Origin of the sequence: Pseudoalteromonas sp. Of11M-6 (genome assembly GCF_022347905.1) — a bacterium.
GTDB lineage: Bacteria > Pseudomonadota > Gammaproteobacteria > Enterobacterales > Alteromonadaceae > Pseudoalteromonas.
In genome coordinates, this window is sequence record NZ_JAKRFW010000003.1 from 124,500 (window position 1) to 145,923 (window position 21,424).

The 21,424-nt window shown below is 44.9% G+C and carries 22 protein-coding genes; 12 read left to right on the forward strand and 10 right to left on the reverse strand.

Annotated elements, in window-relative coordinates; genetic code table 11:
- Positions 1-190: 190 nt before the first annotated feature.
- Together MHN32_RS03065 and MHN32_RS03070 are read left to right on the forward strand one after the other, a co-directional pair.
- Positions 191-937: a copper homeostasis protein CutC gene (locus MHN32_RS03065; protein WP_010606704.1), complete on the forward strand. Its 747-nt coding sequence runs from the start codon at positions 191-193 to the stop codon at positions 935-937.
- A complete protein-coding gene (locus MHN32_RS03070; RefSeq protein ID WP_211858013.1) occupies positions 934-1,794 on the forward strand; it encodes a BadF/BadG/BcrA/BcrD ATPase family protein in 861 nt (286 codons plus the stop codon). The genes MHN32_RS03065 and MHN32_RS03070 overlap by 4 nt, the downstream gene beginning before the upstream one ends.
- Here the strand turns inward: MHN32_RS03070 and MHN32_RS03075 are convergent.
- A complete protein-coding gene (locus MHN32_RS03075) occupies positions 1,774-2,508 on the reverse strand; it encodes an AraC family transcriptional regulator (RefSeq protein WP_010606702.1) in 735 nt (244 codons plus the stop codon). The genes MHN32_RS03070 and MHN32_RS03075 overlap by 21 nt on opposite strands.
- Positions 2,509-2,671: 163 nt before the next feature.
- Between MHN32_RS03075 and MHN32_RS03080 the strand changes: the two genes are divergently transcribed.
- The 7 genes from MHN32_RS03080 (at position 2,672) to MHN32_RS03110 (ending at position 10,233) form a co-directional block, all read left to right on the forward strand.
- Positions 2,672-3,832 carry a Gfo/Idh/MocA family oxidoreductase gene (locus MHN32_RS03080; RefSeq protein WP_174169999.1) on the forward strand — a complete coding sequence of 387 codons (1,161 nt, stop codon included), beginning with the start codon at positions 2,672-2,674 and terminating at the stop codon, positions 3,830-3,832.
- A 7-nt stretch (positions 3,833-3,839) separates the two neighbouring features.
- Positions 3,840-4,895: a sugar phosphate isomerase/epimerase gene (locus MHN32_RS03085; RefSeq protein WP_239420855.1), complete on the forward strand. Its 1,056-nt coding sequence runs from the start codon at positions 3,840-3,842 to the stop codon at positions 4,893-4,895.
- Between the two features lie 14 nt (positions 4,896-4,909).
- Entirely contained in the window at positions 4,910-6,127 is a 1,218-nt protein-coding gene (locus MHN32_RS03090) for an MFS transporter (RefSeq protein ID WP_239420856.1), read from the forward strand.
- Positions 6,128-6,180: 53 nt separating this feature from the next.
- Positions 6,181-6,876, forward strand: a complete 696-nt coding sequence (locus tag MHN32_RS03095) for a DUF1080 domain-containing protein (RefSeq protein WP_174169997.1) — start codon at positions 6,181-6,183, stop codon at positions 6,874-6,876.
- A gap of 2 nt (positions 6,877-6,878) precedes the next feature.
- Positions 6,879-8,558 carry a GMC family oxidoreductase gene (locus MHN32_RS03100; protein WP_239420857.1) on the forward strand — a complete coding sequence of 560 codons (1,680 nt, stop codon included), beginning with the start codon at positions 6,879-6,881 and terminating at the stop codon, positions 8,556-8,558.
- Complete coding sequence (locus MHN32_RS03105) at positions 8,558-9,307, forward strand: gluconate 2-dehydrogenase subunit 3 family protein (protein WP_010606696.1); 750 nt, start codon at positions 8,558-8,560, stop codon at positions 9,305-9,307. The genes MHN32_RS03100 and MHN32_RS03105 overlap by 1 nt, the downstream gene beginning before the upstream one ends.
- 68 nt (positions 9,308-9,375) lie before the next feature.
- A complete protein-coding gene (locus MHN32_RS03110; protein WP_206471083.1) occupies positions 9,376-10,233 on the forward strand; it encodes a TIM barrel protein in 858 nt (285 codons plus the stop codon).
- Positions 10,234-10,437: 204 nt separating this feature from the next.
- Here MHN32_RS03110 and MHN32_RS03115 read toward each other — a convergent pair whose 3' ends face one another.
- From MHN32_RS03115 to rpsP, 8 genes are all read right to left on the reverse strand, one after another.
- Positions 10,438-10,806 carry a hypothetical protein gene (locus MHN32_RS03115; RefSeq protein WP_174169994.1) on the reverse strand — a complete coding sequence of 123 codons (369 nt, stop codon included), beginning with the start codon at positions 10,804-10,806 and terminating at the stop codon, positions 10,438-10,440.
- 242 nt (positions 10,807-11,048) lie between these two features.
- The gene (locus MHN32_RS03120) at positions 11,049-11,423 is read right to left on the reverse strand and encodes a hypothetical protein (RefSeq protein ID WP_174169993.1); all 375 of its coding nucleotides are present in this window, start codon (positions 11,421-11,423) and stop codon (positions 11,049-11,051) included.
- Between the two features lie 45 nt (positions 11,424-11,468).
- Entirely contained in the window at positions 11,469-11,906 is a 438-nt protein-coding gene (locus tag MHN32_RS03125; RefSeq protein WP_174169992.1) for a hypothetical protein, read from the reverse strand.
- Between the two features lie 288 nt (positions 11,907-12,194).
- Positions 12,195-13,343, reverse strand: coding sequence for a bifunctional chorismate mutase/prephenate dehydrogenase (tyrA, locus tag MHN32_RS03130; protein WP_239420858.1), 1,149 nt, complete (start codon positions 13,341-13,343; stop codon positions 12,195-12,197).
- Positions 13,344-13,554: 211 nt separating this feature from the next.
- Complete coding sequence (gene rplS / locus MHN32_RS03135) at positions 13,555-13,914, reverse strand: 50S ribosomal protein L19 (protein ID WP_017216162.1); 360 nt, start codon at positions 13,912-13,914, stop codon at positions 13,555-13,557.
- Positions 13,915-13,947: 33 nt separating this feature from the next.
- Positions 13,948-14,715, reverse strand: coding sequence for a tRNA (guanosine(37)-N1)-methyltransferase TrmD (trmD, locus tag MHN32_RS03140; protein ID WP_239420859.1), 768 nt, complete (start codon positions 14,713-14,715; stop codon positions 13,948-13,950).
- Entirely contained in the window at positions 14,715-15,248 is a 534-nt protein-coding gene (rimM, locus tag MHN32_RS03145; protein WP_239420860.1) for a ribosome maturation factor RimM, read from the reverse strand. The genes trmD and rimM overlap by 1 nt, the downstream gene beginning before the upstream one ends.
- 17 nt (positions 15,249-15,265) lie before the next feature.
- Complete coding sequence (rpsP, locus tag MHN32_RS03150; RefSeq protein WP_010371051.1) at positions 15,266-15,514, reverse strand: 30S ribosomal protein S16; 249 nt, start codon at positions 15,512-15,514, stop codon at positions 15,266-15,268.
- A 257-nt stretch (positions 15,515-15,771) separates the two neighbouring features.
- Here rpsP and MHN32_RS03155 point away from each other — a divergent pair, with 257 nt between their 5' ends.
- Complete coding sequence (locus tag MHN32_RS03155; protein WP_239420861.1) at positions 15,772-17,430, forward strand: tannase/feruloyl esterase family alpha/beta hydrolase; 1,659 nt, start codon at positions 15,772-15,774, stop codon at positions 17,428-17,430.
- 60 nt (positions 17,431-17,490) lie between these two features.
- Here the strand turns inward: MHN32_RS03155 and ffh are convergent, their stop codons facing one another.
- Positions 17,491-18,870, reverse strand: coding sequence for a signal recognition particle protein (gene ffh / locus MHN32_RS03160; protein ID WP_010606686.1), 1,380 nt, complete (start codon positions 18,868-18,870; stop codon positions 17,491-17,493).
- Between the two features lie 207 nt (positions 18,871-19,077).
- Between ffh and ccsA the strand changes: the two genes are divergently transcribed.
- Together ccsA and MHN32_RS03170 are read left to right on the forward strand one after the other, a co-directional pair.
- Positions 19,078-19,884, forward strand: a complete 807-nt coding sequence (gene ccsA, locus MHN32_RS03165) for a cytochrome c biogenesis protein CcsA (protein ID WP_239420862.1) — start codon at positions 19,078-19,080, stop codon at positions 19,882-19,884.
- Positions 19,885-19,952: 68 nt separating this feature from the next.
- On the forward strand, positions 19,953-21,215 hold the full coding sequence (locus MHN32_RS03170) for an HlyC/CorC family transporter (protein ID WP_239420863.1): 1,263 nt from the start codon (positions 19,953-19,955) through the stop codon (positions 21,213-21,215).
- Positions 21,216-21,424: the final 209 nt, after the last annotated feature.

Here is a 21,424-nt window from a genome sequence, read left to right on the forward strand (position 1 = left end):
GTCAAAAAAAGATCCAATTTCAATTTCCTTGGTTTATAGTCTGATTAACATAAAAACTCATTATTAGTTTCTATATTAGGCAATTTAAAAACGTTCCAAACACGTGTAACTAAATGTTTTTATTGAACTAATTAAATATTCAAAACCAAGCATTTTAAACTTTAAAATTATTCAACTTCAAGAGTGAAATATGAATTCGGCAAACTATTCAGGTAAAAACTTGGAAATATGCCTCAGCAGCGATAATCCTCATTTGTTGCAGCGAAATGCACAAATTGCTTTTGCATCAGGTGCAACAAGGATAGAGCTCTGTGGTGTTCTGAGTTGCGGTGGCTTGACCCCAAACCCGACGGCGATAGCGGCAGTTGCCCAGTATTTACCAAGCTTTGGCGAATGTATTGTGATGTTACGCCAAGCGCCGCATTTTTTTATTGATGACACCATGCTCTATCAGTTACAAAAAGAGATAGATGGCATTGCTTGCGCGGGTGCAACCGGTATTGCGCTTGGTTTTATCGACGACAATCAGGAGATAGCGGCTGACCACTGTAGCGCACTCATTGCCACGGCAAAATCCTTAGGCCTTTCTGTCACCTTTCATCGCGCCTTTGATGCCGCTGCAAACTGGCAGCAGGCAGCCGAGACGCTGCTAGAGTTAGGCGTTGAGCGGGTCTTAAGCGCCGGCAATACATGGCAAAGTGGTAAAGGCGCAGCGTTTGGTACCAGTCAGCTCATTGCCTTACTGAAAAAACTCAATGCTGAAATCGAAGTGGTGATCGGTGGAGGGGTCAACACGAAAAACGCCGCGGATCTTTGGCTTTTAAGTGAATTTGGTCCACTCTCTCTACATACTCACTCTGGCGTGCATCATGGCGATGAAGTTTGCCCAAGGCTAGTTAATGCAATACTCACCGGATCAGAAAAGGCAATACAATGACAGCATCGAAGCTATTTTTAGGGATTGATGGTGGCGGTACGAAATGTAAAGTCCGCCTCGAGGATCAACATGGACAGCTCCTTGCCGAGGCCACCAGCGGCCCTGCAAACATAGCAACATCAATACATCAGGCCCAAGAGTCAATGTTGAGCGCAACAATGACAGCGCTGACAAACGCAAAAATCCCCCACCACGATATTGCCAACATCAGTGCTTTTGCAGGACTTGCCGGCGCGAATGTCACGACGGCTTGTGAGGCGATGCAGCAATGGCGTTCCCCTTTTGCACGTTTTCAATTTTCAACCGATGCACACATAGCTTGCCTTGGTGCGCATCAACACGAAGATGGCGGTGTAATCATTCTTGGCACCGGATTTTGCGCGGGTCTGGTGACGCATGGACAATTTAGGGAGTTCGGTGGCCACGGATTATTACTCAGTGATGGTGCAAGTGGCAGTTGGATCGGTTTGAGTTTAGTGAAGCATGCCATCGAAGTGCTTGATACACTATCCCCTAGCAGTCTGATGATTGAGTCGTTTTTGGCTGCCATGAATTGCCACAGTACCGAACAGCTAGTCAAACTCACGCTAAACGCCACTCCCCAGTATTTTGCCCAGTTTGCTCAACATGTTTTTGCTACGCCAAACGATCCCTATGCTGAGCAAATCTTAAGTAGCGCGGCACGGTTTATTGAGCGTTATGTCCGTCATTTGCAGAGCTTAGGGGCACAGAAAGTCGCGCTAGTTGGGGGCATTGCTATGCCTATACGCCCATGGTTAGCTGCCGAGTACGCAAATGCGCTGGTGACACCAGCATTACCACCAGAAGTCGCAGCGTTAACGCTCGCTCGACGTTAACTCCTTACGTAATTGCGACGGGATTTCACCAAATAAACGACGAAACTGCTTGCTAAAATAACTTGGCTCTGAAAAGCCACACTGATAAGCGACTTGTGATACTGGTAAACGTGTTTCGACCAATAATTTACGGGCATTTTCCAATCTCACTTCGTTGATAAATTGATTGGGAGTTTTGGCTAAATGCTTTTTAAATCTACGCTCCAGTGCGCTTACCGACAGGTGAGCAAGTTCCGCCAATTCTTCGATACAAATATGACGATGGTAATGTGCCCGAATAAATTCAACGGGCGCTTCAATGGCTCTTACGTGAGACAACGCCTTTGACGTTTTCGCTAGATGTCGTGTAACACCATAAGTGCCCATAATCGCATTTTCGCCATCAAGTAACACTTTTTTTGACGTGGAAAACCATGCCAATTCCCCATTTGCGGTTTGATTGAGTTCTAATCTATCCGTCACGATAAAGCCTTCCATCACTCGTTTATCATCGTTAACGTATTGGAATGCCAAGTGTTGCGGTGAAAAGTCAAAATCGGTTTTCAGTAAGATTTGATCTAGGGTTTTATAGCCCTGATGTTCAACAAAGTGTTGGTTCGCATGCACTATTCTACTTTTTGTGTCTTTGACCCAAAAGAGGATGTCTGGGATCAGATCAAATGCTGCAATCAATTGATTTACGCCAGCTTTATTCAATATTGTTTGCTCTTCCATTGCCCTACTTACCGCCTTTTTATAATTATAATAATTTATTTTAAACGCCGATTTTGTTGCATTGTCAACCGAATTTTTATTATCACTTTGGCGCCTCTGTTACCTATTATCAATAACATCAGATTAACTTACCTCGATAACTCGACGGAGACGGAGCTAAACGATGGATAATAACAAAATCCGCATGGCCATGATCGGTGGTGGAGAAGGCGCTTTCATAGGTGCTGTGCACCGCATAGCCGCGCGTTTAGATGGTCAAATTGAACTTGTTGCAGGCGCATTTAGCGCCGATCCAAACAAAAGCCTAGCAATGGGCCAGCAACTCGGGCTTAACCCAGCACGTTGCTATACCAGCTACCAAGCACTCTTACAACAAGAGGCGGAACTACCAGAGTCGGAGCGCATCCACTTTGTTGCCATCGTGACCCCAAACCATTTGCATTTTCCGATTGCCACAGCCGCTATCGAACACGGCTTTCACGTCTTGAGTGATAAACCTGCAACGCTCAATTTATCTGAGGCTCTGCGTCTACAAACACAGCTTCAGAAGAGCAATTGCTTGTACGGATTAACACACACCTATACCGGCTACCCAATGGTGAAAGAAGCACGCCACCGCATCGCAAATGGCGAACTTGGCAAAATACGCAAAGTCGTCGTTGAATATAGTCAAGGATGGCTTGCAAGTGCTGATGACGAAAACAGCAAGCAAGCCAGCTGGCGACTAGATGCAAGTAAGTCTGGCGTGAGTTGTTGTATGGGCGATATCGGTGTGCACGCAGCGAACCTCGCCGAATATGTGAGTGGCTTGGAGATAGAGGCGCTTTGTGCGGATTTAAACACGGTTGTGTCCGGCCGACAGCTCGACGATGACGGCACCGTGTTACTGCGCTTTGGCAACGGTGCAAAGGGCGTGTTGATGGCAAGCCAAATAGCCCTTGGCGAAGAAAATAATCTCACCTTAAAAATCTATGGTGACAAAGCCAGTATCGAATGGTCGCAAATGGAGCCTAATAGTTTGTGGTTACGTGCGGCAAATGCTCCAGCTCAGTTGATCCGCACAGGAGTGGGTTCACTTAGCCAAGCAGCCATTAGCGCAACTCGTGTGCCAGCCGGTCACCCTGAGGGATATCTGGAAGCATTTGCAAATATCTACCTTAACTTCGCCAGCCTTATTCGTGCGCATCAGCTGCAACCCGATGTGCAGCACGAAGAATTTGACGTGCCAAGTATTAACGCTGCAGTCCGTGGCATGGCATTTATTGAAAACGCGGTCGCAGCTAGTGCAAAAGACACTAAGTGGCACCCCTTTACCATTGGATAAAATAAGAATGAAGCAAATTAAAGGACCCGCTATTTTTCTCGCGCAGTTTGTCTCGGACGAGGTGCCATTTAACAATTTTAATAGTATTTGCCAGTGGGCAAGTAACCTAGGTTATAAAGGTATTCAGCTACCAAGTTGGGAACAGCGACTGTTCGATCTGCAAAAAGCCGCTGAAAGCCAAGATTATTGCGACGAGATCACTGGTATTGCTGCAGAGCATGGCCTTACTATTTCAGAGCTATCAACCCATTTGCAGGGTCAATTAGTGGCGGTGCACCCAGCTTATGACCAAATGTTTGACGGCTTTGCACCAGCAAAAGTGCATGGCTCGCCTCAGGCTCGTATGGAGTGGGCAACCGAGCAGCTAATGTTAGCGGCCAGTGCCAGTGCTAAGCTTGGGCTAACTAGTCACGCAAGCTTTTCTGGCGCCTTGCTCTGGCATACCTTTTACCCCTGGCCACAACGTCCAAATGGCTTGGTGGAACAAGGGTTTGAGGAGCTCGCAAAACGCTGGTTGCCTATTTTGAACCGCTTTGACGAGGTTGGTGTGGATGTCTGCTACGAGCTTCATCCAGGTGAAGATCTACACGATGGCGTGACTTTTGAGCGCTTTTTAGCGGCGACGAATAATCACCCGCGAGCCAATATTCTTTACGATCCAAGTCACTTTGTTTTACAGCAATTGGACTACTTAGCGTTTATCGACATCTATCATGAACGTATCAAAGCGTTCCATGTAAAAGATGCCGAATTTATCCCCAATGGCCGCTGCGGTGTTTACGGCGGATACCAAGGATGGCAACAACGGCCAGGTCGGTTCCGTTCATTAGGTGACGGACAGGTCGACTTTAAGAAAATATTTAGTAGGTTAACACAGTACGGTTTTGATGGTTGGGCTGTATTGGAATGGGAATGCTGTATTAAGCACCCTGAAGATGGGGCCAAAGAAGGTGCCGAATTTATCAAACAGCACTTGATAAGACCAACCGAAAAAGCCTTCGATGATTTTGCAGGAAGTAGCACCGATACCGAACGCAATAATCAAATCCTCGGCATAAAATAAACAGGACTACGACCATGAATAATAATAATCATAATCGGACCGTGTTTCAGCTCTGTTGCCTTGCACTGGTCGTCACATCAATGACGTTCGCTATTCGCGCAGGCATTTTGGGGCAATTAGGTGCGCAGTTTGGACTCTCAGATACAGAACTTGGTTGGGTTAACGCCATGGCATTTCTGGGCTTTCCCGTCGCAACCATGTTAGGTGGCGCAATCTACAACGCCATTGGCGCTAAAAAGTTAGTTGCCCTCGCCTTTATTTGCCACTTTGCAGGGTTGGTTTTAACCATTACCGCTGATGGTTTTTGGTTACTGCTGATCTCGACGTTTTTAATCGGTTTTGCGAATGGTTCAGTGGAAGCTGGCTGTAATCCACTGATTGCCGAAATGTATCCGAAAAACACCACGACCATGCTCAACCGATTTCATGTCTGGTTTCCAGGCGGCATTGTGATTGGTGCACTGGCATCGAATGCCATGACTGCATCGGGCTTTAATTGGCAATGGCAAGTTGCTTTGATATTAATTCCAACGCTGATTTACGGTGCGATGATGGTCAAGTCACAGTTTCCTGAATTTGACCGCACTGATCATTCCACCACCAGCAATCTCAAGCACCTATTTTCTCCGCTCTACCTATTTTTAATTTGCTGTATGACCTTAACAGCAACCACTGAACTTGGTACACAACAGTGGATTGAACGCATACTGGGAGCGTCAGGCGCCTCTCCTATGATGATCCTCGCACTGATCACAGGCTTGATGGCATTAGGTCGCTTCTTTGCCGGCCCAATAGTCCACCGTTTTAATCCAACAGGCGTGTTACTCGGCTCTGCGGTATTGGCAACCGCGGGGATTTTCATGATGAGCCAAGCACAAGGGTCAGCAATCTACTTGGCTGCAATATTATTTGCCTTGGGTGTCACTTATTTTTGGCCAACCATGCTGGGCTGTGTTGCAGAATATACCCCAAAAACAGGCGCACTTGGTATGTCTTTAATGGGCGGTGCGGGGATGTTCGCTGTCAGCATGTGGAATCCAGTAATTGGTAGTTGGATTGATTCGGCGCGACTCGAAGCCCAAGCGGCGAACTTAACTGCGCAGCAATCAGAACTAGTTGCAGGTCAAGCGGTGCTTGAAAATATCCTGTTATTCCCAGCTATTCTCATTGCCGCTTTTATCGGCCTTTACCTTTATATCAATAAAAATAAACGCGTTGAGAAATACGCGTAATACCCTTTGTATTAAGTAGCAACAAGTAAAAAGTGAACAGACGAGGTTCCAATATGCTCAACTCTATAAAAATACTAACGCTGGCATTGGCTGTTAGTTGTGCGGCTTGCGCTAGTACAACTGACAACCAATTGAGCCCGCAAGAACAACAAGCCGGATGGCAACTGCTTTTCGATGGCAAAGATATGTCGCAATGGCGCAACTTTAAAAGTGACGGCCTAAATAGCCAATGGCAAGTTGAGGACGGCGCGATGACACTTACCCAAGGTGGTGGCGGCGATATTCTGACCAAAAAACAGTATCACAATTTTGAGCTCCAGCTCGATTGGAAGATTTCTAAAAAAGGCAACAGTGGGATCTTTGTATTGGCGGATGAAAGAGGCGGTGCAATATACTCCCACGCCCCAGAAATCCAAATTCTAGATAACAAAGAACACCCAGACAATAAAATAGACTCTCACCTTGCAGGTTCTATATATGACCTGTTTGCAGCGCCAAGTACGGCACATAAACCTGCCGAAGCTTGGAACCAAGTTCGCATTAAGCTACAAGATAGTCACCTACAAGTTTGGCAAAATGGTGTAAGCACGACGAGTATCGTGATTGGCAGCACCACTTGGAATGCTTTGGTTAAGAATAGTAAATTTGCAACATGGCAAGGGTTTGCTGAAGGTAAAAAAGGCCACATCGGCTTGCAAGATCACGGCGACAAAGTCTGGTTTAAAAACATTAAGATCAAGGAGCTGTAACCATGGCAACATTTGATCATAAAGTATTGGTCGTTGGCTCAGGTGCCGGTGGCGCAATGGCCGCTTATACACTCACTAAGCTAGGCCACAAAGTTTTATTGCTAGAAGCTGGCAGAAATTACGACCCAAAAACAGAAAGCCCGATGTTCCGTCGCAATAGCGAAGCCCCACTCATGGGCGCTGGTAATAAGGATAAGAACTTTGGTTTTTACGACGCGACGATTGATGGCGGTTGGCAAGTGCCAGATGAACCATACACACGCGCAGAAAACACCGATTTTTATTGGTGGCGTGCACGTATGCTCGGTGGCCGCACCAATCACTGGGGTCGCTACTCGCTACGTTTTAGTGAACACGACTTTAAGGGCAAAAGCCGCGATGGACATGGCGCTGATTGGCCGTTTGAATATCAAGACATTGCGCCTTGGTATGACAAAACAGAAGAAATAGTCGGGATCTGCGGTACCAATACCGGCTTGGATGACATGCCCCCTTCTGCGCCTGGCGTGTTACAGCCACCACCGACGCCAAGAGTACCCGAATTATTGGTTGCAGCTGCCGCGAAAAAAATGGGGATCCCAGCGGTTCCCATGCACAGAGCGGTGCTGACTCGTAACAAAGGCGACCGCTTAGCGTGTTTTTACGCCACGCCTTGTGGCCACGGTTGCTCGATTGGTGCGGCATTCCAAACCACAACCTCGCTTATTCCGATGGCCAAAGCGACAGGAAACCTTGAAGTGATCACCGATGCCATGGTGAAGTCAGTGGCGGTGAATGAAGATGGCAAAGTAACTGGTGTGACTTACGTCGATAAAAAGTCTGCACAAGAACATGCACTCAATGCTGATGTAGTGATTTTGGCGGCCAGCGCCTGTGAATCTGCACGTATTTTGCTTAATTCTAAACATGCAAAACATCCCAAGGGACTTGCAAACTCAAGTGGTCAGGTAGGTCGCAATCTAATGGACTCTACAGGTGCTTGGCTTGGTGCACAAATCCCTGCGTTAAAAGGCCGCCCGCGTTATAACGAAGACGGCCATACCGGTAACCACCTTTTTATTCCTTGGTGGGGACACAAAGCCCATGAGAAAGGTGAGCTTAATTTCCCGCGCGGCTATCACTTTGAAATTAGCAGCGGCTTTAATCAACCGGGCTCTGGCGTGTCTGGCAATAAACAAGGTTATGGCCCCAAATTAAAGCAGCAAGTGCGTGACGCTTATGGCTCCTATGTTGGATTTGCACTGCGTGGAGAAATGCTACCGAACAAAAATTCTTACATGGAAATTGACGAAAACGTCAAAGATAAATGGGGGATCCCGGTTGCTAAGTTCCATTTCAAATGGTCTGACAGAGAGCTTAAGCAAATCGAGCATGGTCTCAAAACCGCTAAGCAGATCCTTGAGAACATGGGTGCCAAAGTCGGCGAGCTACCGCCTGCGGAAAAAGCCATTTCAAAAGGCGGTGAGATCATTCATGAGGTCGGCACGACGAGAATGGGCAGCTCAGCAAAAGAATCGGTAACGAATCAGTGGGGCCAAACATGGGACTGTGACAATCTATTTGTGATGGATGCCGGCGTCTTTGCGTCTAACCCCCATAAAAATTGCACCTTAACCATTATGACCTTAGCGATGCGAAACTCAACTTGGTTGGCGGCACAAATTGATAAAGGAGCGCTGTGATGAATACACCTGTCCGCGTTGATTCTTATAAATATATTTCAGGCATGACACGTCGCGAGTCATTAAAGTGGTTAGGCTTGCTTGCTGCTGGATCTGCGGTGACACTCACCGCTGGTTGCAGTAAGGCCATTGAAGGTGAAACGGCTGCAGCTGGGCACTGGCCAGATATTGAAATAAAGCCAGTTAGCGCTCAAGGGTATGGCACCGATCCAAACATGATCATGCCGCCAGAATCACCTTGGCCGCTCACCCTCACCGAAGCGCAGCTCACGTTAGTTGCAGTACTAGCTGATTTTATTGTGCCAAAGGAAGGAAATCATCCATCGGCTTCTGAAGTACAAGTACCGAGTGTGATCGATGAATGGGTAAGCGCACCGTATCACGGACAACAAAAAGACAGAGTGACAATACTCCATGCGCTTGCTTGGATTGACGATGAGTCGACTTTGCGCTTTAAAAAGCCATTTATACAACTTAGCGCAACGCAGCAAAGTAAGATTATGGATGATATTGCTTATTTTAATGCACAAACACCAGAGCAATTTCAGCGTATAGGTAAAGCATTCTTGCGCTTTAAAGATCTCGTTCTCGGCGCTTACTTCTGCACACCTGAGGGCTGTCAAGACATAGGTTATCTGGGCAATATGCCAATTGCAGGTGATTATCCAGGGCCTACTGCCGAAGCCAAGGCGCATCTAGATGGCGTACTCGCAGAGCTTGGGCTAAGCCAGTATGCGTACCGCGACTGACCCTTGAGTCATTTTGTTATGACTAACCGAAGCAGAGTCTAGCTCTGCTTTTTCTTTAGGAGTAGATCATGTTTGTTGAAAACACCAACCGATTAAAGCAAGTAATGCTGTTCATTGCTTTAATTTTTATCTCGCCACTGTATGCACAGCCTTCCCTTCAACCTTTGCCCGTTAGCGTTCAACTGTGGTCGGTAAAAGATGAATTGGCAAGAGACTTCGACGGCACCTTGCAAGCACTCGCTAGTATGGGATTTGATGGCGTTGAGTTTGCGGGAAACTTTGGCAGCTATGCCAATAACCCAAGTAAATTAAAACAAAGGTTAGCCGAACTCGGCCTAGTTGCGAGCAGCGCCCACATCGGCTTTGACGCATTAGCTGAAGAAAAACGAGCAAGCACCCTACTCTTTTACAAAACCTTAGGCGTATCCACGCTCTTTATTCCTTGGGATGAAAGAGCATGGGATAAAAACCAAGTGCAAGCATTTGTAAAACAGCTTAACCAAGTGCACCAAATTGCCAAACGTTATGATATGAGGATCGGATTTCATAATCATGAGAAGGAATTTAACCCATACGCTAATAGCACGTTTTGGGATTATATCGCCACCAATACCCCTAGCGATTTCCCACTGCAGCTCGATGTCGGCTGGGTGATTTACGCAGGTAAATCACCCAGCGATTATGTTAAGCGATATGCAGGAAGAACCGTATCGACACATATTAAAATACGTACTCATCAAGGAGATGACAAAAGCCCAATCATTGGCGAAAACCACTACCCCTGGAAAGCGCTCATCCAAACCATGCAGCAACACGGCGGTACACAGTGGCTGGTAATCGAACAAGAAGAATACCCAAGTGGCCTTACACCACTAGAAAGCGTCGCCCGCTCAAAAGCGAATTTAGATAAGATACTGAGTGAGTAACAAGCGGGAATATGTTTATCTGAAAAAGCTAATAGCCACTGTCAGGTTTGAGCTTTAGGGTTAATCAAACCTGACTGCTGTAATGGTGCGAGAGTAGAAAATGGTAATATTAAGGTAAGGGAAAATATGGTGCTATAACGCGAAGATACGCTACGCTTTAGGCCCGATTTGTGAAGCGAATGTTTTAAGCGCTTGTATGTGCGTTTACCAGAAACGCCACCAAGGCTTCCCCTCAACCTCATGCAAATAAACAGGGTACTTGGTATTTAGTAACTCAACTGGTGAAGGCAACTGTTCCATCGCTTCTTTAGTTGGATTCATAGCAATAACTTCATTTGCATATGACTGACTAAAGCTGTTGAGGAGTATACCTATTTCTACATTTTTTCTCGTTTTGGGGATTATTTTTCGATTGCACTCAATTAAAGTCACCTCGGCAGATAGACTCCCTTCATTCGTCTGAAAAGAAACTGTCTGTCCCGTTTTTAATACACCGTCCAACACGTATCCACGAAATACGATCCCACGCCCAGCCAGCACAAAAATATCTTCAGATTTGAATCGAAACTTCATGTTAACCCTTTAACACATAATGCCTGTTGCTAGAAAATCGCTGACACCCCATCTCAAACCTGTGCGTTCCAAAGATAGCTTTTTCAGCATCATACAATTAGTAACCGTGTCATTGATTCGTCTATTAACGACTCACCGACATAACGAAGTTGTATAGTTCTAAGCATTGCCACTACAAATTAGCAGCTAAAAAGAATCGTAATGCATACTTGAATGGAGAAAGCTAGTATGCATTAGGTGAATTAATCACCATAGAACAACAAGCCCGTTTTATGTTTTATTGCTAACTCAGCTGCTTCAGATAATTGCGCTAGAGTTGACATAATTTCGCATTTATTCAATGAAACCAAACCTTTCTCAATAGTTTCGTATCTCACAACTGACTTTGACATAAGAGCTAGAGTTTCTTTAGCGAAAGCTACCGTATTTATCAAACGACGGCAATCTTCTACGGTGTAATTAGTTTGCCCATATTCATCGAAATTTTGTCCACCAACATTAATGATTGGTAATAAATATTCTTGAATTTCAAATGATGGAAAATGCCAACTGCTTTGGCCTTCCTTAATGATAGCAATATTCCACAAAATCAAAAGTTCACCTAATGCTTTAAACAATGGAAAACACGAGCACAGCGGGTGGTTTTCCAGTGCTTTAACTTGTTAACTGCTTTTGCAAACATGATAGATTTCCTGTGTATCAACAAACTTGTTCACTTGGGACCAATTTTGACCATCGTAATAATTAACAACAACACCATGCTTATGTACATATATCGTAATTTTGTCTGATTTATAAAAATATCCAGGAGCAGCAGTTGCTACATAGTTTTGCCAGTTTGAGCCATTTAATTTCAACCATTTATTAAGTCGGCTATATTCAACTGAACCCTTGTTGATTTTTCCATTACATGTAGCCCAAAAATCTGGTTGATAAGCAGAAAAGTCTATATCTTGGGAACGGTCAAACCACAGAAACAATGCGCCAACTAGAAGTGCTGCAACGATAACAACACATGCAATAACTTTAAGGAACTTGACCATGCGACTCCATGCAGTTAACGAGTCAGTAGAATCACTTGTTTTTAATACATTTCCCATTGTGGTATTAACCTTAGCCGTGTTCTTTATTTGATTCAACCATTCACTTTAAAAAGAAAGAAATCGCTGACACCCACCTCATGCTTGGAGCTGTATTATCAGCATTGATGCAGATAGTAACGGGTATTATTTGATACTTCGCTTCGTCAGGCTAGGGATTGGAACAAATTTCTTTTGTATCAGCATCTAAGTTATTTGTCGCCATAAATGGCGACCTACATAAAATCGTGGCGTAAAGCCACTCCCGCAACACTATTTGCACTGTGATGTAGGAGACATACCTTGACGCTAAATACTTTCCTCATAATCCAACACTTTTGCGTCATTGGCTTTGTTAAGCAGGCCTCGGCTTTGTGATAAGAAGTGTTTCGCGCTTTCTGAGAAATACTGTTTGGCCTCTGAAAAAGATTGCATTAGGCCTTCTTTATCGCCTTGTTGTAGCTTGGTCAATGTCTGCTCAAAGGTATCTTGATAGCTTGCCAATAACCCTTCTACATCATTAAATTGCGCGAGCATAATATCTGAATAAAGCTCAGGGGATTGCGCAAACAGCCGTCCCACCATCATCAGCTCTAATTGGTAGATAGGCGATGAGCAGCTTCTTAGCTCTTTTAATGAATGGCACTGCTTAGATAAGAACTGACCGTATACAAACGTAGTTAAGTGGCGCATTACCTGAATGATCTGCATGGATTGGTCGTGTTTTTTAGCGTCCATCGGTACCAACTGGCTGCCCCAGATCTTTAGTTGCTTGATTAATCCTTCGCATTGCTTTGGCATACGTCCTTCGCACACCACGACAGTTTGCTTAACCCAGTGAGATATATCTGGACCAAACATAGGGTGTAGACCGACCACAGGGCCGTTGTGCTTGTTCATTAGTACTTTGAGCGGGGCTTGCTTCACAGAGGTAATATCTGCAAGAATACAATCATCAGGTAGCGCTGGTAACTCGTTAACGACTTGCTCTAGCGCGTTAATTGGTACGCTCACCAGCACCAATTTTGCATAACTCAGTAGCTCAGTAGCCTGTGATTGATTGTCTTTGTCTAAAATGCGTACTTCGTAGCCTGAGCGTCTAAACTGTTTCGCAAACAGTTTACCCATGGCGCCTTGGCCACCGACAATAACAACCGGAGACATTTTTGGTGCGGCACAGGCGAGTTCACTTTGCTGGTTTTCGTAGGCTTCTCGCATCATACGACGCAGAATATCTTCAACTAAATCAGGGTTTACCCCTTTGGCATCAGCTTCTGCGCGCCGGGCTTTGATCAGCTCAGCTTCGCGCTTCGGCACATGTAGCGGTGCGCCCTTTTGCTGTTTTATTTTTCCAACCTGTTCGGTCAATGCTTTGCGCTTTGCAAGTAGCGCGACAAGCTCGCTATCGCAATCATCTATTGCAACGCGTATTGCTTCTAAATCGTTAGCCCCATTCATGATGTAAACTTATATATACAGTAGTAAATTAAATAATACACCGAGTCTAACAAGAAGTACGCCGCTTTAAAAGTAAGCAACCATGAAAATATCGTGACAAGACGCCTGATATGTCAGTGAGTATTCACAGAATGGAAATAATGAGAGGGATAAAACCAAAACAGGCCGCATAAAGCGGCCTGTTTTATCTGCATTTGATAAATGCGACGTATTAGTTAAGTTTCTCTTTAATACGTGCAGATTTACCAGAACGCTCACGTAGGTAGTAAAGCTTAGCGCGACGAACCGCACCACGACGCTTAACTGCTACGCTGCTGATAAGAGGGCTGTGCGTTTGGAATACACGCTCAACACCTTCACCGCTTGAAATCTTACGAACAGTGAAAGATGAGTGTAGACCACGGTTACGCTTAGCGATTACAACACCTTCAAAGGCCTGTAGACGCTCTTTGTTACCTTCTTTTACGCGTACCTGTACAACTACTGTATCACCAGCGCCGAACGCAGGTACGTCTTGCTTAAGCTGTTCAGCTTCAAGCTCTTTAATAATATTTTGGTTTACTTTTGCCATTTTATTTCTCACATTCCTAGGTGTAACTGTCTTCTAGCCACAAGCTTGGCCATTCTCTTGCTGAAATTCAGCAAGTAATGCCGCCTGCTCCTCAGTCAGAGCTAGGTTACGCAACAAGTCAGGACGACGTTGCCAAGTTCTACCCAAAGACTGCTTTAAGCGCCATTTGGCTATTTCTTGGTGGTTTCCGCTGAGTAATACAGCAGGCACCTGTTTATCATCCAATGTTTCCGGCCGAGTATAATGAGGACAATCCAACAAGCCATCCGAAAATGAATCTTGCTCTGCTGATTGGTTATGACCTAACACACCTGGCACTAATCGCGCTACTGCATCGATTAATGTCATGGCAGGTAACTCACCACCGCTCAGTATAAAATCGCCGATGGACCACTCTTCGTCTACATAAGACTCGATGATCCGCTCATCAATACCTTCATAACGACCCGCTACTAAAATCAACTTTTCAGAGTGCGCCAATTCAGTCGCACCTTGTTGATCTAGCTTTCGCCCTTGAGGGGACATATAAATTACTTTAGCGCCTTCTCCTGCTGCCGCTTTGGCATCAAGAATAGCTTTTTTAAGAGGCTCAACCATCATCAACATTCCCGGGCCACCACCATAAGGGCGATCATCCACGGTTCTATGTTTATCAGTGGCGTAGTCTCTTGGGTTCCAACAATTAAACTCAATCAAGCCGTTTTTCACAGCTCGACCCGTTACGCCTTGCTGAGTTATCGCATCAAACATCTCAGGAAAAAGTGAAACCACTCCAACCCATAGCTTTTGCTGATCACTCATTAAAACGCTGGATCCCAATCTACCGTAATTCTTCTCTCGTCATGATTAATATCCAAAATAACAGAGTCTGTTAAGAATGGAATTAATCTTTCCGATTGGCCAAATGCATCTTTTTTGTTTGCTTTCACAACCAAAACGTCATTTGAACCAGTCTCCATCAAGTCATCAACTATGCCTAAGTCGTAGCCTTTATCGGTTACTACTGACATGCCGATGAGATCTCGCCAATAAAACTCCCCTTCAGGTAATTCAGGAAGCTGCTCAGCATAAACAGCGATTTCAGCATTGGTATAAGCCACTGCTTCGTCTCTGTCGTTTACCTGTGCAAACTTAGCGATATATCCCTTGTTGTGACGACGCCAGTCGCTCACTTCAAGGTTTTGCCATTTACCTTGTTGCCCTATCAACCATGGGCTGAAATCGAAGATCCCTTGGGGATCGTCAGTAAATGAATGCACCTTAAGCCAACCCTTGATGCCATAAGGAGCACCAAGCTTACCAACAACGATTGTCGAGGTTTTACTTTGACTCATGGTTACACTTACGCCTATTAAGCCGCTTTACGAGCGTCTTTAACCAGCTTCGCAACACGATCTGAAAGAGCTGCACCTTGACCTACCCAGTGATCAACACGAGATAAATCTAAACGTACTTTTTCTTCCTGACCTGCAGCGATAGGGTTAAAGAAACCTACCTTCTCGATGAAACGACCGTCACGCGAGAAACGGCTATCCGCAACCACGATTTGATAGAATGGACGCTTTTTAGCGCCGCCACGTTGCAAACGAATAGTTACCATACCGTCCTCTACATAGATTGACTGTTTTCATTAATAAGTTTGTACTTCCCATTACGGGAAGCTCGGGCATTTTACGCATTTTCACGCGCAATGCAAGTTAATTCCAAAGTTGATGCTTTATTAGGCCCTGCTACAAAAATTACCGCTGAAGTTTCGCACGCCACATTCGTCCCAATAGTGGTACAAAAAATTGACTTTTTCAGCACTGCTGGAAAGTCGAAAATCCCTGTTGTTTCATTTATAAGGAAAGCACACATATGAACCAAATGCGCAAAGCAAAACGTTCAATTAAACATCTACTTCTAGGTATACCACTCTTTTCTTTTGCGCTCATTGCTACTTCAACACTTGCAGCAAACAATGAAGAAATAACGGCTTGTAAACTGTTACGTTTTGGTGACTTCTCGCAGCTAGAGCAAGGTAATGCTGCAATGAGTATCACCAACGCAGAATATGTACCAAGCCAAACCCTAGATGCCGACACCGAACTCTGGACATATAAGTATAGTCGCCTATTGGGTGCACCTATACCAAAAGGAATAAACTCTTTACCTGAGCACTGTTTGGTTGAAGGCTATGCGGCACCGACGATACGTTTTCAGCTTAGGTTGCCATTGAGTCAAGTTTGGAACCAACGCTTCTTACTCAATGCCTGTATGGGCTTTTGTGGCGAAGTATCCAACTACCCAACGATGGCTGGCGTTATGCGCAATTACGCGACCATGTCTCATGATGGCGGCCATACTGCTGCCGGATTCGATGGTTTGTGGGCTAAAAACAATGTGCCATTAAGGGAGGACTTTGCCTACCGAGCGAATCATGTGGTTGCTGTTGCAGCAAAGGCGGTTATTGAGCGCTTTTATAGTAAACAACTTACGTACTCATTTATATCGGGTTGTTCGAAGGGAGGTCATGCAGGGATAATGGCCGCAAAGCGTTACCCAAATGATTTTGATGGCGTGATTGCCAGAGGACCGACGATTAATTACACCAAAGTCAACCTAATTAACTGCATGGATAACGCAAAAGCTATTTTGGATGAAAACGATAACGCACTGCTCGATGCAAGCTACACTGACTTTATTTCACAGGCCGTCATGCAAGCTTGTGATCATAAAGATGGCTTAGTTGATGGATTAATAAGCGACCCAAGACGCTGCGATTTTGACCCGCAAACGCTCCTGTGCAGCAACACCACCACGGGTAAATGCCTGACACCTCGCCAAGTTAACGCAATTAAGGACATATATGCACCATCCTACGACCAACAAGGTAACGTCATTTATGGCGGCCTACCCTATGGCTCTGAACCTGAATGGACAGGTTGGTTGTTCCCTGAAGCACCGTTTATCAAGCCTTATCACTATTATGCTGCAACCGAGTATTTAAAGTACTTGGCTTTTCCTCGAGGAAGATACAATCAAGGTAACTGGAGAGACTTTTCTTATAACAATGAGGTTGGCGAGCTTTCACCTATCTCAAGCTTTATGGACGCCGATCACCCTGATCTCACTGGATTTAAAAATAGCGGTGGCAAAATGATTGTATTACATGGATGGTCAGACGCTGCAATACCCGCATATGCAACTATTGATTGGTATAAGTCAGTTATCAACTATATGGGTAAAGACAACACCTACGACTTTGCTCGGCTATTCTTGCCACCAGGATTGGTGCATTGTGGTATTGAGGGACCTGGCGCTGAAACCTTTGATGCCATCGCAGCGTTAGTGCATTGGCTTGATACAGGCATAGCACCGGATGCTCTTATGACGCAAAAAGAAGATCCGCAGGGCAATATTCTTTTCACTCGCCCTGTTTACCCCTATCCACAAGAAGCCCAGTACATTGGTACAGGCGACCCTAAAAAAGCAGAAAACTTTAGGCCAATAGTGCCCAATTTTAAGAATAACTAAGTAAACAAAAAGGCAAGCCTCATGGCTTGCCTTTCACATTATACAGACTATAAAACGGTGTTAGAACTTAGGCCCACCGCCACCGAACATGCCCGGCGGCATCATGCCTTTCATATTCTTCATCATTTTCATCATGCCGCCTTTGCCTTTCATCTTCTTCATCATCTTCTGCATTTGGGTAAATTGCTTCAGCAACTTATTAATGTCTTGTACTTGCGTACCAGAACCCGCAGCGATACGCTTTTTACGCGAGCCTTTGATGATTTCAGGACGTGCACGCTCTTTTGGCGTCATTGAGCTTATGATGGCTTCCATTTGGTTAAAGGTCTTATCGTTTACTTGACCTTTTACTGCATCTGGCAAGTTCGACATACCAGGCAGCTTTTCCATCATCGACATCATACCGCCCATGTTTTTCATCTGGCGCAGCTGCTCAGCAAAATCTTCCAGTGTAAAACCGTCGCCTTTAAAGACTTTCTCAGCCACTTTTTGGGCTTTGTCTTTATCGACTTTCATTTCGACTTCTTCAATAAGCGACAGTACGTCGCCCATACCTAGAATTCGAGATGCAACACGGTCAGGGTGGAATGGCTCTAAGGCATCCGTTCTTTCACCCACACCGATAAACTTAATGGGTTTACCAGTAATATGACGAATAGACAGAGCCGCACCACCACGCGCATCACCATCCGTCTTAGTTAAGATAACACCGCTGAGTGGCAGCGCTTCATCAAACGCTTTTGCTGTATTTGCAGCATCCTGACCTGTCATTGAGTCAACGACAAATAAGGTTTCAATCGGATCAATCGCCGCGTGTAAATCTTTGATTTCATCCATCATGTCTGCATCTACGTGCAAACGACCTGCGGTATCCACAAGTACCACATCAATGAACTTTTTCTTCGCGTGAGAAATAGCACCCGTTGCGATATCTACCGGTTTTTGTGAAATATCACTGGGGAAGAACTCGACGTCAACTTCTGCTGCTAACGTTTCAAGCTGTTTGATAGCTGCAGGACGATAAACGTCAGCACTCACCACCAACACAGATTTCTTTTTGCGCTCTTTAAGGAATTTAGCCAGCTTACCAACACTGGTGGTTTTACCCGCACCTTGAAGACCTGCCATCATGACGACAGCTGGCGGCTGCGCGTTTAGGTTCAGCTCCTCGTTGGCCTCACCCATCGACTTTTCAAGTTCTTCGCGAACAATCTTGATGAAAACCTGGCCTGGGCTCAGACTCTTTGTGACTTCTACACCAACCGCGCGTTCTTTTACTTGTTTTACAAAGTCGCGCACAACCGGCAAGGCAACGTCAGCCTCAAGCAATGCCATGCGTACTTCACGGAGTGTTTCTTTAATATTGTCTTCAGTTAGTCGGCCACGGCCACTGATGTTTTTAAGCGTTTTTCCTAAACGCTCTTGGAGGTTTTCAAACATGTATCGGTTCCAAAATCTCGAAATTGTCGGGCATTATACTGATATGCGAGCCACTAATACAGTATTCAAGCCGATTGTTCTGCTTTTTACGCTTTCGTTGAACGAAAATAAGAATAAGTTAACGGATTGAAATAAAACCCTATGCAAGCGCAGAGGCTTTAAATACAATAGCTAAAAAAGGAAAGCAAAAATTAGGCACTTATTTTTATGTTGATTGTTAGCTTGTCATTAATCGCCTGTCTCTTTTACGTCATGGCCACTAGCCATGTTTTATCGCGCTTATTTGACAAACAAGGTCCAGATCAAAAGAAAACCTTAATATTAAGCACCGTCGCCATTTTGACTCATATGCTAGTATTGGTGAATTCAGTGTTTACGAATCAAGGACAAGATCTCAGTACCGTCAACGTTGCCTTGTTAACCTGTTGGGTTATCGTCGTTTCTGTAACGACCGTATCTTTACGCTTCCCTGCAACACTATTACTACCTGTGGTGTATGGCTTTGCCGCTATTTTGTTATTAGCAAGCCTGTTTATTCCGCACCATATTATTATGCATACAATAAACATAGATATTGGTCTCGTTTTGCATATCTCACTTTCTTTGTTGGCTTACTGCGTACTTATCATCGCCACCCTCTACGCCATTCAATTTATGTTTATTGATAAACGTCTAAAACAGCGGGATTTGGCGATTATGACCAGCCATCTACCGCCACTTATGCAAGTGGAAAGGCAGCTTTATCAACTGTTATTTGTAGGCACAGGTTTATTAACGCTGGCATTGGCATCCGGTTTTTACTTTTTAGACGGTATGTTCGCTAAAGAGACTATTCACAAAACCATTTTATCTATCGTTGCATGGCTTATTTATGTCGTCGTCGCATTTGGGCATAAGCAGTTCGGCTGGCGCGGTAAGTCTGTGGTGATTTCAATCATAACGGCTTCTGGCATCGTGACTTTAGGTTACTTTGGCAGTCGCTTTATACAAGAAGTGATTTTAGGCAGGTTTTAAACTTTAACTTGACTATCGTAACTCACTAACGCTTAATACTCTTTCGTAAGTAAAAAAGGGATCCACTGTTGGAAGACATATCGACCAGCGCCTTGTTTATCATACTCGGCGTGCTCATTTTGATGTCGGCTTATTTTTCTAGTTCAGAAACCGGTATCATGTCAATCAACCGTATTCGTCTACGCCATCTTGAAAAAGAGAATCACCGTGGTGCGAAGCGTGTAAGTAACCTCCTTAACCGTCCTGACAGACTGATTGGTCTGATCCTGATCGGAAATAACCTCGTCAATATTGCCGCTGCGCAAGTGGCTACCATCATTGGATTACGCCTGTATGGCGATATGGGTATCGCAGTTGCTACCTTTGCTCTAACGCTCGTGGTACTTATCTTCGCTGAAGTCACACCTAAGACTCTCGCGGCTTTATACCCTGAGAAAGTTGCGTTTCCAAGCTCTGTTATCCTCAAAGTATTGTTAAAAGTCTTGTTTCCTTTGGTTGTGGCAACCAACTGGATCACCAATGGTATGTTGCGTTTGGTCGGGATCACACCACAAGAGATTGAAGAGCACAGCCTAAGTAAAGAAGAATTAAAAACCGTGGTAAATGAGTCGAGCGCGATGCTGCCCTCAAACCACCAAAACATGCTCACTTCTATCTTAGACTTAGATCACGTGACCGTAGAAGACATTATGATCCCACGCAGTGAAATCAATGCGATAGATATCAATGACGAATGGAAAGATATAGCTCGCCAGCTCACGAATGCGCAGCACACCCGAGTGCTACTTTACCGTGACCAAATTGATGATGCGGTTGGTTTTATTCACGCTCGTGATGCGCTACGCCTACTGACAAAAGAGCAGTTTGATAAGCCGTCACTACTGCGTGCGGTAAGAGAGATTTACTATGTACCAGAGAATACCTCGCTCAATACACAGCTGATCAAATTCCAAGAAGCCAAAGAGCGTATTGGTCTTGTTGTTGACGAGTATGGTGACATTCAAGGTCTGGTTACACTTGAAGATATTCTTGAAGAAGTCGTTGGTGACTTTACCACCACGCAGACGCGTGCGCCGAGCGAAGACGTAAACATGCAGCGTGATGGCTCAGTTATGGTTGACGGCAGTGTAAACGTGCGTGACTTAAATAAGGAAATGAGTTGGGACTTACCTACCGAAGGTCCTAAAACCCTGAGTGGCCTGATTGTAGAGCACCTTGAAGATATTCCAGATGCGCCTCTTGGCTTAACGATTTCTGGTTATAAGATGGAAGTCATTGAGATAAAAGAAAACATGATCAAGATGGTGAAAATTTCTTCTAATACCAATTAGCTTAATTAAGTGGTCTATTTTGAGGCAAGAAAATCTTGTCGATAACACCGCTACCGCGTCCTGCTATCGCCAAGGTACCTACATCCATATAGGCAAGGCAAAAATTTTACTATTTAACCTGAGGTTTGGATAAGGAATGTTCCAACTCATTGTTGCTAAAGCACAACTTAGTTTTCTCCTTGTCTAGCCAGAGAGTTTTAGGGAAAACA

What these genes read in the sequence shown, in the direction of transcription:
- MHN32_RS03080 (WP_174169999.1), top strand. Translation starts at nt 2,672, where the DNA reads ATGGATAATAACAAAATCCGCATGGCCATGATCGGTGGTGGAGAAGGC.
- rpsP (WP_010371051.1), bottom strand. Translation starts at nt 15,514, where the DNA reads ATGGTAACTATTCGTTTGCAACGTGGCGGCGCTAAAAAGCGTCCATTC.
- MHN32_RS03065 (WP_010606704.1), top strand. Translation starts at nt 191, where the DNA reads ATGAATTCGGCAAACTATTCAGGTAAAAACTTGGAAATATGCCTCAGC.
- MHN32_RS03115 (WP_174169994.1), bottom strand. Translation starts at nt 10,806, where the DNA reads ATGAAGTTTCGATTCAAATCTGAAGATATTTTTGTGCTGGCTGGGCGT.
- MHN32_RS03095 (WP_174169997.1), top strand. Translation starts at nt 6,181, where the DNA reads ATGCTCAACTCTATAAAAATACTAACGCTGGCATTGGCTGTTAGTTGT.
- ffh (WP_010606686.1), bottom strand. Translation starts at nt 18,870, where the DNA reads ATGTTTGAAAACCTCCAAGAGCGTTTAGGAAAAACGCTTAAAAACATC.
- rimM (WP_239420860.1), bottom strand. Translation starts at nt 15,248, where the DNA reads ATGAGTCAAAGTAAAACCTCGACAATCGTTGTTGGTAAGCTTGGTGCT.
- rplS (WP_017216162.1), bottom strand. Translation starts at nt 13,914, where the DNA reads ATGGCAAAAGTAAACCAAAATATTATTAAAGAGCTTGAAGCTGAACAG.
- MHN32_RS03085 (WP_239420855.1), top strand. Translation starts at nt 3,840, where the DNA reads ATGAAGCAAATTAAAGGACCCGCTATTTTTCTCGCGCAGTTTGTCTCG.
- MHN32_RS03125 (WP_174169992.1), bottom strand. Translation starts at nt 11,906, where the DNA reads ATGGGAAATGTATTAAAAACAAGTGATTCTACTGACTCGTTAACTGCA.
- MHN32_RS03155 (WP_239420861.1), top strand. Translation starts at nt 15,772, where the DNA reads ATGAACCAAATGCGCAAAGCAAAACGTTCAATTAAACATCTACTTCTA.
- MHN32_RS03070 (WP_211858013.1), top strand. Translation starts at nt 934, where the DNA reads ATGACAGCATCGAAGCTATTTTTAGGGATTGATGGTGGCGGTACGAAA.
- MHN32_RS03110 (WP_206471083.1), top strand. Translation starts at nt 9,376, where the DNA reads ATGTTTGTTGAAAACACCAACCGATTAAAGCAAGTAATGCTGTTCATT.
- trmD (WP_239420859.1), bottom strand. Translation starts at nt 14,715, where the DNA reads ATGAGTGATCAGCAAAAGCTATGGGTTGGAGTGGTTTCACTTTTTCCT.
- MHN32_RS03105 (WP_010606696.1), top strand. Translation starts at nt 8,558, where the DNA reads ATGAATACACCTGTCCGCGTTGATTCTTATAAATATATTTCAGGCATG.
- ccsA (WP_239420862.1), top strand. Translation starts at nt 19,078, where the DNA reads ATGTTGATTGTTAGCTTGTCATTAATCGCCTGTCTCTTTTACGTCATG.
- tyrA (WP_239420858.1), bottom strand. Translation starts at nt 13,343, where the DNA reads ATGAATGGGGCTAACGATTTAGAAGCAATACGCGTTGCAATAGATGAT.
- MHN32_RS03075 (WP_010606702.1), bottom strand. Translation starts at nt 2,508, where the DNA reads ATGGAAGAGCAAACAATATTGAATAAAGCTGGCGTAAATCAATTGATT.
- MHN32_RS03090 (WP_239420856.1), top strand. Translation starts at nt 4,910, where the DNA reads ATGAATAATAATAATCATAATCGGACCGTGTTTCAGCTCTGTTGCCTT.
- MHN32_RS03100 (WP_239420857.1), top strand. Translation starts at nt 6,879, where the DNA reads ATGGCAACATTTGATCATAAAGTATTGGTCGTTGGCTCAGGTGCCGGT.